The 13,134-nt window shown below is 72.3% G+C and carries 12 protein-coding genes and 1 tRNA gene; 10 read left to right on the forward strand and 3 right to left on the reverse strand.

Translation table 11 applies throughout. The features are described 5' to 3' along the window. The first annotated feature begins 9 nt into the window (after nt 1–9). The 8 genes from BGO91_RS00070 to BGO91_RS00105 all read left to right on the forward strand — a co-directional run bounded on the left by BGO91_RS00070 (nt 10) and on the right by BGO91_RS00105 (nt 8,563). Nucleotides 10–954, forward strand: coding sequence for a LysR family transcriptional regulator (locus tag BGO91_RS00070; RefSeq protein ID WP_290470852.1), 945 nt, complete (start codon nt 10–12; stop codon nt 952–954). Then, entirely contained in the window at nt 951–1,820 is an 870-nt protein-coding gene (locus BGO91_RS00075) for a ketopantoate reductase family protein (RefSeq protein WP_290470853.1), read from the forward strand. The genes BGO91_RS00070 and BGO91_RS00075 overlap by 4 nt, the downstream gene beginning before the upstream one ends. 1 nt (nt 1,821) lies before the next feature. Next, the gene (locus tag BGO91_RS00080) at nt 1,822–2,589 is read left to right on the forward strand and encodes a fumarylacetoacetate hydrolase family protein (protein ID WP_290470854.1); all 768 of its coding nucleotides are present in this window, start codon (nt 1,822–1,824) and stop codon (nt 2,587–2,589) included. Nucleotides 2,590–2,630: 41 nt separating this feature from the next. Further along, nucleotides 2,631–4,148 carry a glutamate--tRNA ligase gene (gene gltX / locus BGO91_RS00085; protein ID WP_290470855.1) on the forward strand — a complete coding sequence of 506 codons (1,518 nt, stop codon included), beginning with the start codon at nt 2,631–2,633 and terminating at the stop codon, nt 4,146–4,148. 9 nt (nt 4,149–4,157) lie between these two features. Beyond that, nucleotides 4,158–5,111, forward strand: a complete 954-nt coding sequence (locus BGO91_RS00090) for an NAD(P)/FAD-dependent oxidoreductase (protein ID WP_290470856.1) — start codon at nt 4,158–4,160, stop codon at nt 5,109–5,111. 58 nt (nt 5,112–5,169) lie between these two features. Next, nucleotides 5,170–5,241 (forward strand) — tRNA-Gln (locus BGO91_RS00095). 210 nt (nt 5,242–5,451) lie between these two features. Beyond that, nucleotides 5,452–7,758 carry a cell wall-binding repeat-containing protein gene (locus BGO91_RS00100; RefSeq protein ID WP_290470857.1) on the forward strand — a complete coding sequence of 769 codons (2,307 nt, stop codon included), beginning with the start codon at nt 5,452–5,454 and terminating at the stop codon, nt 7,756–7,758. A gap of 118 nt (nt 7,759–7,876) precedes the next feature. Further along, nucleotides 7,877–8,563: an SDR family oxidoreductase gene (locus BGO91_RS00105; RefSeq protein ID WP_290470858.1), complete on the forward strand. Its 687-nt coding sequence runs from the start codon at nt 7,877–7,879 to the stop codon at nt 8,561–8,563. A gap of 33 nt (nt 8,564–8,596) precedes the next feature. Here the strand turns inward: BGO91_RS00105 and BGO91_RS00110 are convergent, their stop codons facing one another. After that, entirely contained in the window at nt 8,597–8,872 is a 276-nt protein-coding gene (locus BGO91_RS00110; protein WP_290470859.1) for a hypothetical protein, read from the reverse strand. Nucleotides 8,873–9,041: 169 nt separating this feature from the next. Then, complete coding sequence (locus BGO91_RS00115) at nt 9,042–9,968, reverse strand: Ppx/GppA phosphatase family protein (RefSeq protein WP_290470860.1); 927 nt, start codon at nt 9,966–9,968, stop codon at nt 9,042–9,044. A 58-nt stretch (nt 9,969–10,026) separates the two neighbouring features. Here BGO91_RS00115 and BGO91_RS00120 point away from each other — a divergent pair, with 58 nt between their 5' ends. After that, nucleotides 10,027–10,884, forward strand: a complete 858-nt coding sequence (locus tag BGO91_RS00120; RefSeq protein WP_290470861.1) for a siderophore-interacting protein — start codon at nt 10,027–10,029, stop codon at nt 10,882–10,884. Between the two features lie 25 nt (nt 10,885–10,909). On the opposite strand, the gene BGO91_RS00125 is transcribed toward BGO91_RS00120, so the two are convergent. After that, a complete protein-coding gene (locus BGO91_RS00125) occupies nt 10,910–11,605 on the reverse strand; it encodes a GntR family transcriptional regulator (RefSeq protein ID WP_290470862.1) in 696 nt (231 codons plus the stop codon). Nucleotides 11,606–11,859: 254 nt separating this feature from the next. Between BGO91_RS00125 and BGO91_RS00130 the strand changes: the two genes are divergently transcribed. Continuing rightward, entirely contained in the window at nt 11,860–13,134 is a 1,275-nt protein-coding gene (locus BGO91_RS00130; RefSeq protein ID WP_290470863.1) for a Gfo/Idh/MocA family oxidoreductase, read from the forward strand.

Raw genomic sequence — 13,134 nt, forward strand, 5'->3', positions numbered from 1 at the left:
GATTGTCGCATGCTGCCCGACGACCTCGACTCCCACAGCCTGCGCGTCGTGCGCGCGATCGCCGACGAGGGCTCGATCACGCGCGCGGCGGACGCCCTCGGCTTCAGCCAGCCCGCCATCAGCCAGCATCTGCGCCGGCTGGAGGCGCGCATCGGCCTGCCGGTGGTCTCCCGTGCCGGTCGCGGGGTGCGGCTCACCGAGGCGGGGCGCGTGCTGGCCCGTCACGCCCTGACCGTCACCACCGCCCTCGACGCGGCCGCGGGCGAGCTCGACGACCTGCGCGGCCTCCGCACCGGGCGGGTGCGCCTGGCGGGGTTCCCGTCCGCCTCGTCGTCGATCGTGCCGCGCCTGCTCAGCACGATGGAGGCGACGCATCCGGGCGTGCGCATCACCTACCTGGAGGCCGAGCCTCCGGAGGCCGTCGCGGCCGTCCGAGCGCAGACCGCCGATCTGGCGATCACCTTCAGCTACCCGGGCGACCGCGTCGACCCGCACCGCGAGAGCGCCCGCGGCCTCGCCGTCGCGCCGCTCTGGCACGACGAGATGCTGGTCGCCCTGCCGGCCGGGCATCCCCTCGCGGCGAACGACCGCGTGGACCTCGCCGATCTCGCCGCGGAGGCCTGGATCGGCGGCTGCCCGCGCTGCCGCGGCCACCTCCTGGAGCTGACGGCCGGCCGCGGGTACGAGCCGCGCATCGCCTACGAGACGGACAACTTCGTGGCCGTGCTGCGCATGGTGGCCGAGGGGATGGGCGTCGCGCTGCTCCCCGGCCTCGCCGTCGGGTCGGCGGGGGCGCAGACCGGCGTGGTGCTCCGCGCGACGGGCAACCGCGACCACCGCACGATCAACCTCGTCGGGGCCGCGGGCGCCGACGTCGTCCCGGCCATCGCGACGACGGTGGAGGCGATCGTCGGCCTCGCGGTCGACGAGTGGCGGCTAGCATCGGTGGGATGAGCGACGACACGGTTTTCGCAGTGGTCGGCCCGGGCGCCGTCGGCGGTCTGCTGGCCTGGCTGCTGCATCGGGCGGGGCACGACGTGGTGGCGGTGGGCCGCCCGGCAACGGTCGAGGCCATCCGCGCCGAGGGCATCGAGGTGCGCAGTGCGCAGTTCGGCGACGGCGTCGAGCGCGTGCCCGCCGACACGGTGGTGCCCGCGGGCGCGAGCGTGCTGCTGGCGACGAAGGCCTACGGGCTCGACGCCGTGCTGCCGGACATCGCGGCCTCCCGGCCCGTCGAGGTCGTCTCGTTCCTGAACGGCGTCGAGCACGTGGACCCGCTGCGCGAGGCGCTCCCCGGCGTGCCGGTCGCGGGGGCGTCGGTCGCCGTCTCCGCGCTGCGCCTGTCGCCGACGGTGATCGATCACCGCAGCCCGTTCGTGAACATCGAGGCGCCGGCGGCGGCGGCCGGGTTCGCGGCGGTGCGCGCGCTCGAGGGGGCCGGGCCGCGGGTGCGGGCGCGGGGCACCGAGGCCGAGGTGCTCTGGGCGAAGTTCCGGATGCTCGCCGGGCTCGCCCTGCTCACGTCGTACTGGCGGCAGCCCGCCGGGAGCGCGCTGAGCGAGGATCCCGAGCTCACGGAGGCCGTGGCCGCGGAGATCGCGGCGTGCTCGACCGCCGAGGGGGTGCCGGCGACGGCCCTCGACGTCATGCGGGTGCTCGGCAGCGTCCCGGGCGGCATGCGCACCTCCCTGCAGGAGGACCTCGCGGCCGGTGCGCCCAGCGAGCTCGACGCCATCGGCGGGGCGCTCCTGCGCATCGGCGAACGGCACGGCGTCCCGACGCCCGCCATCGCCCGCATCGTGGCGGCGCTAGGCTCGTAGGGTGAAGATCGCACGGTTCAGCCACGATGGCGCAATCGACTACGGGATCGTCGACGAGGACGCCCTCGTCGTCCTCGCCGGAGACCCCCTGTTCACCGGATTCGACACCACCGGGGAGCGCGTGCCGCTCGGTAAGGTCGGCGCCCTGCTCGCACCGGTCATCCCGCGCTCCAAGGTCGTCGCGGTGGGCAAGAACTACCGGGAGCACGCCGCCGAGATGGGTGGCGAGGCCCCGGAGGAGCCCCTGCTGTTCCTCAAGCCGAACACCTCGGTGATCGGACTGGGCGACGCCATCCTGCTGCCGCCGCAGTCGCAGCAGGTGGAGTTCGAGGGCGAGCTGGCCGTCGTGATCGGCAAGATCGCCCGCAACGTGCCGGAGGCGAAGGCCCACGAGCACATCTTCGGCTACACCGTCGCCAACGACGTCACCGCCCGCGACCTGCAGAAGAAGGACGGGCAGTGGACGCGCGCGAAGGGCTTCGACACCTTCTGCCCGCTCGGCCCGGTGATCGAGACCGAGCTCGACCCCGAGGCGTTCCTGCGCACGCGGGTCAACGGCGAGCTCAAGCAGGAGGCGCGCCTGTCGGAGATGGTGCACGACATCCCGTCGATCATCGCCTACGCGTCGAGCGTGTTCACCCTGCTGCCGGGCGACGTCATCCTGACCGGCACGCCGGCCGGGGTCGGCCCGCTCGTGGCGGGGGACACCGTCGAGGTGGAGGTCGAGGGCGTCGGGTCCCTCGTCAACCCCGTCCGCGCTCCCAAGTAGGGCTCGCGCGCAGGGCGCTCCCCAGTAGGATTGGGAGCGGTATGTCAGACAACGCTTCGCACCCCTTCTCCACGGCCACCGGCACGGACGTCCGCGTCCGCTTCTGCCCGTCGCCGACCGGCACCCCGCACGTCGGGCTGATCCGCACCGCCCTCTTCAACTGGGCGTACGCGCGGCACACCGGCGGCAAGCTCATCTTCCGCATCGAGGACACCGACGCGGCTCGCGACAGCGAGGAGAGCTACGGGCAGATCATCGACGCCCTCACCTGGCTGAAGCTGGACTGGGACGAAGGAGTGAACGTCGGCGGCCCGCACGGCCCGTACCGGCAGTCGCAGCGCAGTGACATCTACCGCGACCTGATCGAGCGCCTCGTCGCCTCCGGCCACATCTACGAGAGCTTCGCGACCGGCGAGGAGATCGAGGCGCGCAACGTCTCGCTCGGCCGCGACCCGAAGCTCGGCTACGACAACTTCGAGCGCGACCTGTCGGACGACCAGAAGGCCGCCTATCGCGCGGAGGGCCGCGAGCCCGCGCTGCGCCTGCGCGTGCCGGACGACGATCTCAGCTTCGACGACCTGGTGCGCGGCGAGATCACCTTCCCCGCCGGTTCGTTCAGCGACTTCGTCGTGGTGCGCCCGAACGGGCAGCCGCTCTACACGTTCGTGAACCCGGTGGACGACGCGCTCATGGGCGTCACGCACGTGCTCCGCGGCGAGGACCTCCTGTCGTCGACGCCGCGTCAGATCGCGCTGTACCACGCGCTCATCGACGCGGGAGTGACGACCTTCGTTCCGCGCTTCGGCCACCTCCCGTACGTGATGGGCGAGGGCAACAAGAAGCTCTCCAAGCGCGACCCCGAGTCGAACCTGTTCCACCACCGCGACCGCGGCTTCATCCCCGAGGGCCTCGTCAACTACCTGGCGCTGCTCGGCTGGTCGCTGAGCCACGAGCGCGACATCTTCTCGGTCGCCGAGATGGTGGCGGCGTTCGACGTCGTCGACGTGAACCCGAACCCGGCGCGTTTCGACCTCAAGAAGGCCGAGTCGATCAACGGCGACCACATCCGGCTGCTGGAGGTCGGCGACTTCGCCGAGCGCACCATCCCGTACCTCGTGAACGCCGGCGTGCTCACCGAGCCGCTGACCGACCGGCAGCGCACCGTGCTGGCCGAGGCCGCTCCGCTCGTCCAGGAGCGCATGCAGCTGCTCGGCGAGGCGCCGGGCATGCTCGGCTTCCTGTTCACCGACACGGCCTCCCTCGTGGTCGAGGACGACGCGCGCGCCTCGCTGCCGGCCAACACCGGCGAGGTGCTCGCGGCCTCCCTCGGCGCCCTCGAGGACATCCCCGTGGCCGAGTGGACGCACGACGCCATCGAGAGCGCGCTGCGCGACGCCCTGATCGAGACCATGGGCCTCAAGCCGCGCGTCGCCTTCGGGCCGCTGCGCGTCGCCGTCTCGGGTCGCCGCGTGTCGCCTCCGCTGTTCGAGTCCATGGAGATCCTGGGCAAGGCCGACACGATCGCGCGGCTGGACCGGCTCTCGGCGTCCCTGGTCTGAGGGGGAGCGGTGCCGGACCAGAGCGTGCCCGACTCCGTCGAGGTCGTCGTCGTCGGCGGGGGTCCCGCCGGCCTCTCGACCGCCCTGAACCTGGCCCGCGCGCGGCGCCGGGTGCTCGTCGTCGACGGCAACCGTCCCCGTCACGCCGCGACGCTGATCGCGCGCGGCTTCCTGACGCGGGACGGCGTGCCGCCCCTGGAGCTGCGCCGGCTCGGCCGCGAGGAGGTCGACGCGTACGACAACGCGCAGGTCGTCTTCGCCCAGGTCGGCTCGGTGGAGGTGGAGGGCACCGGCTTCCGCGTGCGCGCACGCGGCGTGCGCGGGGGAGCGGACGTCGACGTCCTGGCCGCCACGCTCGTGCTCGCCACCGGCGTCACCGAGACCATGCCGGCCATCCCGAGCATCCGCGCCTACTACGGCACCCAGCTGCACAGCTGCGTCGAGTGCGACGGCTTCGAGAAGGCCGACAAGCCGCTCGCGCTCATCGGCGAGTCCGCCGACCTCGCCGAGCGCGCCCTGCTGCTCACCCAGTGGACCGACGACCTGATCGTGTTCACGAACGGCATCGCGTCCGTGAGCGCCGACGAGGAGCGCGCCCTCGCCCGGCTAGGCGTCGGCGTCGAGCGGCGCCCGATCGACGACCTGGTGGGCGACAAGGGCGTCATGACCGGCGTGCGCCTGGCCGATGGCACCGTCGTCGAGCGCGCGGGGGGCTTCGTGCGGCCCGCGTGGTCGCCGGCCCTCGACTTCGCGGCCGGACTCGACCTGGATCGGGACGGCGACGGCTACGTCGTGACCGACCGGCAGGGCCGAACGTCCCTCCCTGGCGTGTACGCGGCGGGGGAGACGACGGCTCCCGGGCCGCAGCAGCTCATCGTCGCGGCGGGCTCCGGGGCGGTCGTCGCCTCCGCCGTCAACCGCGATCTGATCGGCATCCAGGTCGACGAGCGCGCCGTTTTGTAGTTCGTCGCGCGGGTAGGCTAGAGTTGTTTCTCGTGCCCGGGTCTAGGCCCGAAGCCCTTGGGGTATGGTGTAATTGGCAACACGGCGGTTTCTGGTACCGTTGTTCTTGGTTCGAGTCCAGGTACCCCAGCAAGATCAAGCTCCGGTTCATCCGGGGCTTTTTTGCTGTCCGGGGCGACATTCGGCATGAATGCGGCGCGTGGCCCCCGTACTGGGGGAGACGGAAAACCGGGCGGATGGTTTTTACTGAGCGAGATGCTCGTTGCCAGAGCGAGCCGTACTCGAAAGTGAGCCGCCGTTGCGTGATCGCGCTGCCGCCTCCGTCCCTGTCATCGACTCCATGAAGGCCGCACCGCCATCGAGGCGACGAACGCTTCTCGCGACGGTCGCGATCGCGGCCCTGTCCGCGGGCGCGGTCGCCGCCACCGGCCTGCCGGCCTCCGCCAATCCCGGGACCTCCGGGTACGAGGAGGCGTTCAACACGCCCGTCATCGGGGGCCTGGGCGACGTCGCCGTCGACTCCTACACCGCTCAGGTCTTCGCATCCCGAGGCGGGGCGGTCGACGTCCTCGACGAGGCCTCCGGCGCGATTCTGACCTCCATCCCGCTCCCCGGCTCCGTCATGGTCTCGCTCGATGTGGACCCGTCGCGCGCCCTGGTGTGGGCGCTCGACTCGAGCAGCAGGACGCTGTCGCGGATCGACGAGCGCACCAACACCGTGACCGGCTCGGTGGTCATCCCCGGGGATCCCCGGGATGTCGCCGTGGACGCCGCGACCGGAAAGGTGTTCGCGACCACCGGGACCCTCGGCACCGTCGTGCCCGTGGACGAGACGACGCTCGCCGTCGGGACCGCCATACCGGCCGGCGGGATCGCCGGCCGGATCGGCGTGGACCCGGCCGCCGGAACCCTGTACGTGGTCAACGGCGTCGGCAACTCGGTCACGGTCATCGACGAGGGCAGCTCCGCGATCTCGGGCGTGGTCGCCATCCCGTCCAACACCGTCGCGATCACCGTGGACGCCGCGCACCACAAGGCCTACCTCGGCTCCGCCGACGCCAGTGCGGTGACCGTGGTCGACGGGTCGGCCCTGACGACGACCTCGATCGCCGTCCCCCCGGGCGGTGGCCTGGGCGTCACCGCGCTGGGCATCGACCCCTCCACGCAGACGGTGATCGGCACGAGCGGAAGCGAGATCTTCCGCGTCGACACCGAGACGGGCGGCGTGCGGTCCTGGAGCGACCAGGGCGCCAGCGTGTCGATTCCCGACATCGCGGTCGACGTCTTCACGAACACCGTGATCTACGGCGCGTCCAACGCCGTGGTCGGGCACTGGGAGCCCGTCTCGTTCCTGGGCAGCGTCTCGGGCATCGTCCCGGCCGGCACCCCGTACACGCAGCAGGTCAACGTCTGGTCGTGGGCTCTCGCCTTCCCGATCGGCCTCTCCGTGACCTCGGGGGCGCTCCCGCCCGGTCTGTCCCTGAACGGGGGCGTGATCACGGGAACCGCGACGACGCCCGGGAACTACACGTTCAGCCTCAAGGCGACGGTTCCCAGCTTCGGCGACTCCGTCACCCAGACCTACACCCTGCGGGTGGTCGACGTGACCCGCACCTCCGGCGGCGACCGGTTCGGCACCTCGGTCGAGGTCTCGAAGGCGGCGTACCCCGACCCTGCATCGGTCGGCACCGTCTACGTCGCCAACGGGCTCTCGTTCCCGGACGCCCTCTCGGGCGGCCCCGCCGCCGCGCAGGACTCCGGCCCGCTGCTGCTCACCGCGCCGGGCTACCTCCCCGACACGGTGAAGGCCGAGATCACCCGCCTCCACCCCGCGCACATCGTGGTCGTGGGAGGCCCGAACGTCGTCAGCGCCGACGTCCTCACCGCCCTCGGCAAGCTCTCGCCCGACGTGAAGCGCGTCTACGGCGGCGACCGTTTCGACACGTCGCGGGCAGTGGCCGCGCACTCCTTCACCTCGGCGCCGGTCGTGTACGTGTCGACGGGCCTGAACTTCCCCGACTCGCTCAGCGCGGGAGCAGCCGCGGGCGCCAAGCACGCCCCGCTCCTGCTCGTCAACGGCGGCGCGTCGTCCGTGGATGCGGCGACGGCCTCCCTGCTCCGGTCGCTCGGCACCACCACGATCGTCGTCATCGGCGGCCCGGCGGTGATGTCCCCGGCGCTGGCCGCGGACTTCGGCCGTTTCGGCACGGTGGTCCCGGTGGCCGGCGGCGACCGGTTCGAGACGTCGCAGCGGATCATCGAGTCGAGCTTCGCGAACAGCAGCCGGGTCATCCTGGCCAACGGGCTGAACTTCCCCGACGCGCTCAGCGCGTCGGCCTGGGCAGGTAAGTCGGCCTCCCCGCTGTTCATCACCCCCGGCGGCTGCGTTCCGCAGCGGACGCTCGATGACACGTACTTCCTCGGCGCGACCCACGTCACGGTGGCCGGAGGCGCGGCCGTGCAGGGCGAGGACGTGGCCGCGCTGACGAGCTGCGGCGGCTGGTCCATCATCGCCCCGGACTACCCGGCGCTCGCGCTCGGGAAGGCGGCGTCCCAGAAGTCGGGCGGCGAGTCGTCCGGCGACGGCCACGCGATCGGCTCGTCGCTCCCGGTGAACCCGCTCACGCACGGCACCGCGGGGCGCTGAGGCCGCTTCTCACGGCAGGACGGAGACCCGTCGACCCGCGCCCGACGGCGCCGGGGCGGCGGGTCTCCGTCGTTGCGGGATCGCGTTGGGCCGTTGCGGGATCGCCTAGGCTCGAAGGGTGACTTCGACCTCCCGACCCCTCGCACTCGTCACCGGCGCCTCCCGCGGCATCGGCAAGGCCATCGCCCTCGACCTGGGGCGCACGCACCACGTTCTCGTCGGCGGCCGGGACGCGGCTGCGGTGGAGGCCGTGGTGGCGCAGCTGCCGTCGGCCGAGCCGTTCGTCGGCGACCTGGCCGGGGGAGGGCTTCCCGAACTGCCGGAGCGGCTCGACGTGCTCGTGCACTCGGCCGGGCTGGAGGACGGCGGGACGGTGGAGGACACCGACCTGGAGACCTGGCGGCGCCTGTTCGAGGTGAACGTGTTCGCCGTGGCGGAGCTCAGCCGGCGCGCCCTGCCCGCCCTGCGTGCGGCGGAGGGCCTGGTCGTGGTCATCAACAGTGGCTCGGGGCTGGTGAGCGGCGCGGGCGGAGGTCCGTACGCGGCGTCCAAGTTCGCCGCGCGAGCCCTGACGGACGCGCTGCGCGAGGAGGAGCGGCCGCACGGCGTGCGGGTCAGCAGCATCCACCCCGGCCGCGTCGACACGGACATGCAGCGGGCGCTCGTCGCGCGCGAAGGGCACGCGTACGACACGACGTTCACGATCACGCCGGAGATGGTGGCCGCGACCGTGCGGACGGCCGTCGACCTGCCGCCGTCGGGGACGGTGGAGTCGCTCAGCGTGCGGCCGATGCACCGCCGCTGAGCGCGCCGCTGCGGCCGAGGGAGGACGCGGCCGTCAGTTGATCAGGCTCTGCACGGCCGCGAAGCCGCCGAACGCGATCACGAAGATCGCCAGCAGGATCCAGACGCCCATGGCGAGCAGGTTGAGGGCGATGCCCCAGCCGGCACGACCGCGGGCGTAGGGCTCGCGTCCGCGGGACGAGACGCCCAGGACGAGGCCGATGACGGGTGCGAAGAAGGTCCAGCCGACCAGCAGGGAGCAGATCCCGAGCACGAGGCTCGCGGTCCCGCGTCCGGTGCCGATCGAGGTGGGAGCAGTTGTGGTGGTCATGACATCAACGCTACGGATCCGGCCGCTGGAGCGGATCGGCCGCAGGTGCCGTCCGTGTCGTACCGGGAGACGATGGCCGGGCGGCGCATCCTCATCCCGCCGATCGAGGTTCACGACGTGGCGCTCATTCGGCGGGTTTTGACCGCAACGACGTGAACCTCGGGGCCCGCTAGTCCAGGTGGTCGAGGTAGCGGAGGATGACGCCCTCGCGGAGGGCCCAGGGGACGACCTCCAGCTCGTCGACGCCGAAGGCGCGCATGGTCTCGCGGAGGACGACGCCGCCCGCGACGATCTGGAACGTGCGGTCGGCGGTGATGCCCGGAAGCGCGGTGCGCGACTCCGCGTTCATCTTGGCCAGGCGCGGCACCCAGTCGGCCAGATCGGCGCGGCGGAGCACCGTGCGCTCGGTGCCGCCCGGGCCCGCGGTGGTGGAGCCGGCGAGGCGGGCGAGGGAGCGGATGGTCTTGGAGGTGCCGATGACGTGCTCGTCGGAGCGGCGGTGCGGGAACCGGTCGACGGCCGTGGCGAGCGTGCTGCGCGCGTGGTCGCGCAGGGCGTCCAGCTGGTCGTCGCGGGGAGGGTCGTCGGGGAGGAAGCCGATGGTGCTGCGTCCGGCGCCGAGCGGCACGGAGACCGCGACCTCGGGGTACTCGTCGGCCCCGGACGCGATCTCGAGCGAGCCGCCGCCGATGTCGAGCAGGAGGATGCTGCCGGACGACCAGCCCGACCACCGGCGCACGGCCAGGAAGGTCAGCCGGGCCTCGTCCTCGCCCGAGAGCACCTGCAGGTCGACGCCGGTCTCGGTGCGGATGCGTTCCAGCAGCTCGGGGCCGTTGGCGGCCTCCCGGATGGCGGAGGTGGCGAAGGGGAGGAGCTCCTCGATGCCCTCCTGCTCGGCGACGCGCATGGCGGCGGAGATAGCGGCGAGGATCGCGGTGCAGCCCTCGTCGCTGATGGCTCCGTCGGCCGTGATGTAGCGCATGAGGCGCAGCACCGACTTGTGCGTGGCGGCGGGGATCGGGCGGGCGCCGGGGTGCGCGTCGACGACGAGGAGGTGGATGGTGTTCGAACCGACGTCGAGGACTCCGAGGCGCATGATTCGACAGTAGTGGGCACTCGGCATACCGAAATACATGCGCGATACGATCGAAATCATGACCCTTCCGCGCTCCGACACCCGTCCTCCGCGCCCGGCGCGCAGCCAGCACGTCTTCGAGGTGGTGCGCACCGAACGGCTGACGCCGCACCTCGTGCGCGTGGTGGTGGGCGGCCCGGCGTTCGACGCCTTCGTGGCGGAGGCGGACCCGGTGACGCTCGCCAAGACGGACAAGTACGTCAAGCTGCTGATGGCCAAGCCCGGCCTCGGGCTGCGTCCGCCGTACGACCTGGACGCGCTGCGCGCCGAGCTCGCACCGGAGGACGTGCCGGTGCGCCGCACCTACACGGTCCGCGCGCTCGACGCCGAGGAGAGGACGCTGGCGATCGACTTCGTGGTGCACGGGGACGAGGGGATCGCCGGGCCGTGGGCGGCATCCGCTCAGCCCGGTGACCTGCTGGCGCTCTCGGGCCCGGGCGGGATGTACGCGCCGAGCGACGACGCGGCGATCGAGCACCTCCTCCTCGGCGATGAGAGCGCGCTCCCCGCGATCGCGGCCGCGCTCGAAGCGATGCCCGCGCACGCCCGGGGTCTCGCGCTGATCGAGGTCGGCGGCGCCACGGATCGACTGCCGTTCGCGCACCCGGAGGGCATCGAGGTGCGCTGGGTGCACCGGGACGGCGCGGTGGCGGGGGAGCGGCTGGTCGCGGCGGTCCAGGACCTCCCGCGCCCGGCCGGCGGCGTGCGTGTCTTCGCCCACGGCGAGCGGACCGCGATGAAGGGCATCCGGGCCGTGCTGCAGGGCTGGGGCCTCACCCGCGAGGACTTCTCGCTCTCCGCCTACTGGGCGCTGGGCCGCGCGGAGGACACCTTCCAGGCCGAGAAGCGGCTGCCGGTCGGCGACCTGTTCGCCTGACCGCGGACTCCGCCGGCCGCGAGCGTCAGACGGCGGGGTCGGCGGCGCGGTCGCCGTCGTTCGCGTGCGACACGGCGTTGATGCGGTGGGCGGCGATCTCGACGTGGTCGGCCATCGCGGCCTCGGCGCGGGCGGGGTCTCCGCTGGCGAGCGCGTCGATGAGCGCCTCGTGCGAGCGTGCGTGCGCGACGAGCTCGTCCGCGGCGAGCGAGCCGTTGGCGGCGCGGAGGAACCCGTTGATGCGGCTGCGCAGCTGCGAGACGGTGGTGAGCAGCGTGCGGTTGTCCGCGAGCTCCCAGAGGGTCTCGTGGAACCGGCTGTCGAGGGCGAACATGCTCTCGACCTGCTCCTTCTCGGCGGCGGCGACCATCTGGCGGACGATGCGACGCAGGGTCTGATCGGACTTCGGCGTCCACGACTGCTGCACGCTGCGCGCGACGTACTGCTCCAGCACGATGCGCAGGCCCGTGATCTCCTGCAGCTCCTTGTCGGTGAGGGAGGCGACGCGGGCGCCACGGCGCGGCGTGCGCTCGACCAGACCCTCCTCGCTGAGCTTGGCCAGGGCCTCCCGCACCGGGATGTGGCTGACGCCGAGGCTGTCGGCGAGCTTGCGCTCGACCAGACGCTCGCCCGGCTCGAGCCGGCCGTTCTGGATGGCGTCGCGGAGCTCGTCGGCGACCTTGGCCGAGATGTTCCGGTCGGAGACGCTCCCGAATGTCATCGCACTCCCTCCTGGCGTGGGTGGTTTCGCTACAAGCTATAGGACGAGAGGATGGATTCGCGCAATACATCGCTCCGTGTCTCCCGTGAGGGGGACCCGATTGTTTCGAGCGGGTAAAGCTTTCCGTCTCAGCTCGTCATTTGCTACATGCTATAGCAATAATGCTATCGTGGGACCGTTCGACGGCGAACCGCTCCCAGCGAAGCCGTCGGCCCGGACCCCCGGGCACAGCAGATGAGAGAGCGCGAGGAACGATGCAGCACACCCCCGTAGTCGGCCGCCCCGTGCGGATCGCCGTCATCGGCGCCGGCAACCGCGGTCAGTCGTACGCCAGGTGGGTGCACGCCAACCCGGACCGGGCGCGCATCGTCGCCGTCGCCGACCCCCGGCCGTTCCAGCGCGGCGTGATCGCGGCGGGCGACCCGGACGTCCGGCACTTCGAGGACTGGCGCGAGCTCGTCGCCGAACCGGAGCGGGTCGCCGATATGGTCATCGTCTCCACGCAGGACCGCCAGCACGTGGAGCCGGCGGTCGCCTGCGCCGAGCGCGGCTACGCCATCCTCATGGAGAAGCCGCTCGCCCCGACCGAGGAGGAGTCGCGCCGCATCGTCGCCGCGATCGAGTCGGCCGGCGTGCTCTTCGGCGTCTGCCACGTGATGCGGTACATGCCCTACACGGATCTGGTGAAGAGCGTCGTCGACTCGGGCGTGCTCGGCGACATCATCAACGTGCAGCACCTGGAGCCGGTCGGCTGGTGGCACATGGCCCACTCGTACGTGCGCGGGCCGTGGCGGCGCGAAGACCTCGCCACCCCGATGCTGCTGGCCAAGTCGAGCCACGACCTGGACTGGATCCGCTACGTGACGGGCAAGCGCATCGCCGCGGTCGCGAGCTTCGGCTCCCGCCACCACTTCCGCCACGAGAACAAGCCGGCGCTGGCCGCCGACCGCTGCCTCGACTGCCCCCTCCAGGACACCTGCCCGTACGCCGCGCAGAAGCTCTACCTGCCGGTCGTGCGCGAGGAGGGCGCGGTCTGGCCGGTCACGGTGATCACCGACGACGCGACCGAGGAGGGCGTGATCGAGGCGCTCCGCACCGGCCCGTACGGGGTGTGCGTGTACGCGGCCGACAACACGGTCGTCGACAACCAGGTCGTCGCACTCCAGTTCGAGGACGGCACCGCCGGCACCTTCACGATGACGGCCTTCAGCGAGCAGGAGCACCGCAAGACCCAGCTCTTCGGCTCCCACGGCATGCTCGACGGCGACGGTGAGCGCGTCAGGGTCACCGACTTCCGCACCGGCGAGTCCACGGTCCACGAGACCGGGCCGACCGGGGCGGCGAACGCCGGAGGCGACCACGGCGGCGGGGACGGCGGCGTGATGAGCGCCTTCGTCGCGGCCGTCGCCGCCGGCGACCCGGACCTCATCCGGTCCGGTCCGCGCGAGTCCCTCGACAGCCACCTGGCGGTGTTCGCGGCCGAGCGCTCGCGGCACGCCGGGACGGTCGAGGCGGTCCCGCGCTACTGA

This window comes from Leifsonia sp. 71-9 (genome assembly GCF_001898805.1).
Lineage (GTDB): Bacteria > Actinomycetota > Actinomycetes > Actinomycetales > Microbacteriaceae > Leifsonia.

Coding starts and splice junctions, on each gene's coding strand:
- BGO91_RS00070 (WP_290470852.1), top strand. CDS start 10: ATGCTGCCCGACGACCTCGACTCCCACAGCCTGCGCGTCGTGCGCGCG.
- BGO91_RS00075 (WP_290470853.1), top strand. CDS start 951: ATGAGCGACGACACGGTTTTCGCAGTGGTCGGCCCGGGCGCCGTCGGC.
- gltX (WP_290470855.1), top strand. CDS start 2,631: ATGTCAGACAACGCTTCGCACCCCTTCTCCACGGCCACCGGCACGGAC.
- BGO91_RS00100 (WP_290470857.1), top strand. CDS start 5,452: ATGAAGGCCGCACCGCCATCGAGGCGACGAACGCTTCTCGCGACGGTC.
- BGO91_RS00110 (WP_290470859.1), bottom strand. CDS start 8,872: ATGACCACCACAACTGCTCCCACCTCGATCGGCACCGGACGCGGGACC.
- BGO91_RS00115 (WP_290470860.1), bottom strand. CDS start 9,968: ATGCGCCTCGGAGTCCTCGACGTCGGTTCGAACACCATCCACCTCCTC.
- BGO91_RS00120 (WP_290470861.1), top strand. CDS start 10,027: ATGACCCTTCCGCGCTCCGACACCCGTCCTCCGCGCCCGGCGCGCAGC.
- BGO91_RS00125 (WP_290470862.1), bottom strand. CDS start 11,605: ATGACATTCGGGAGCGTCTCCGACCGGAACATCTCGGCCAAGGTCGCC.
- BGO91_RS00130 (WP_290470863.1), top strand. CDS start 11,860: ATGCAGCACACCCCCGTAGTCGGCCGCCCCGTGCGGATCGCCGTCATC.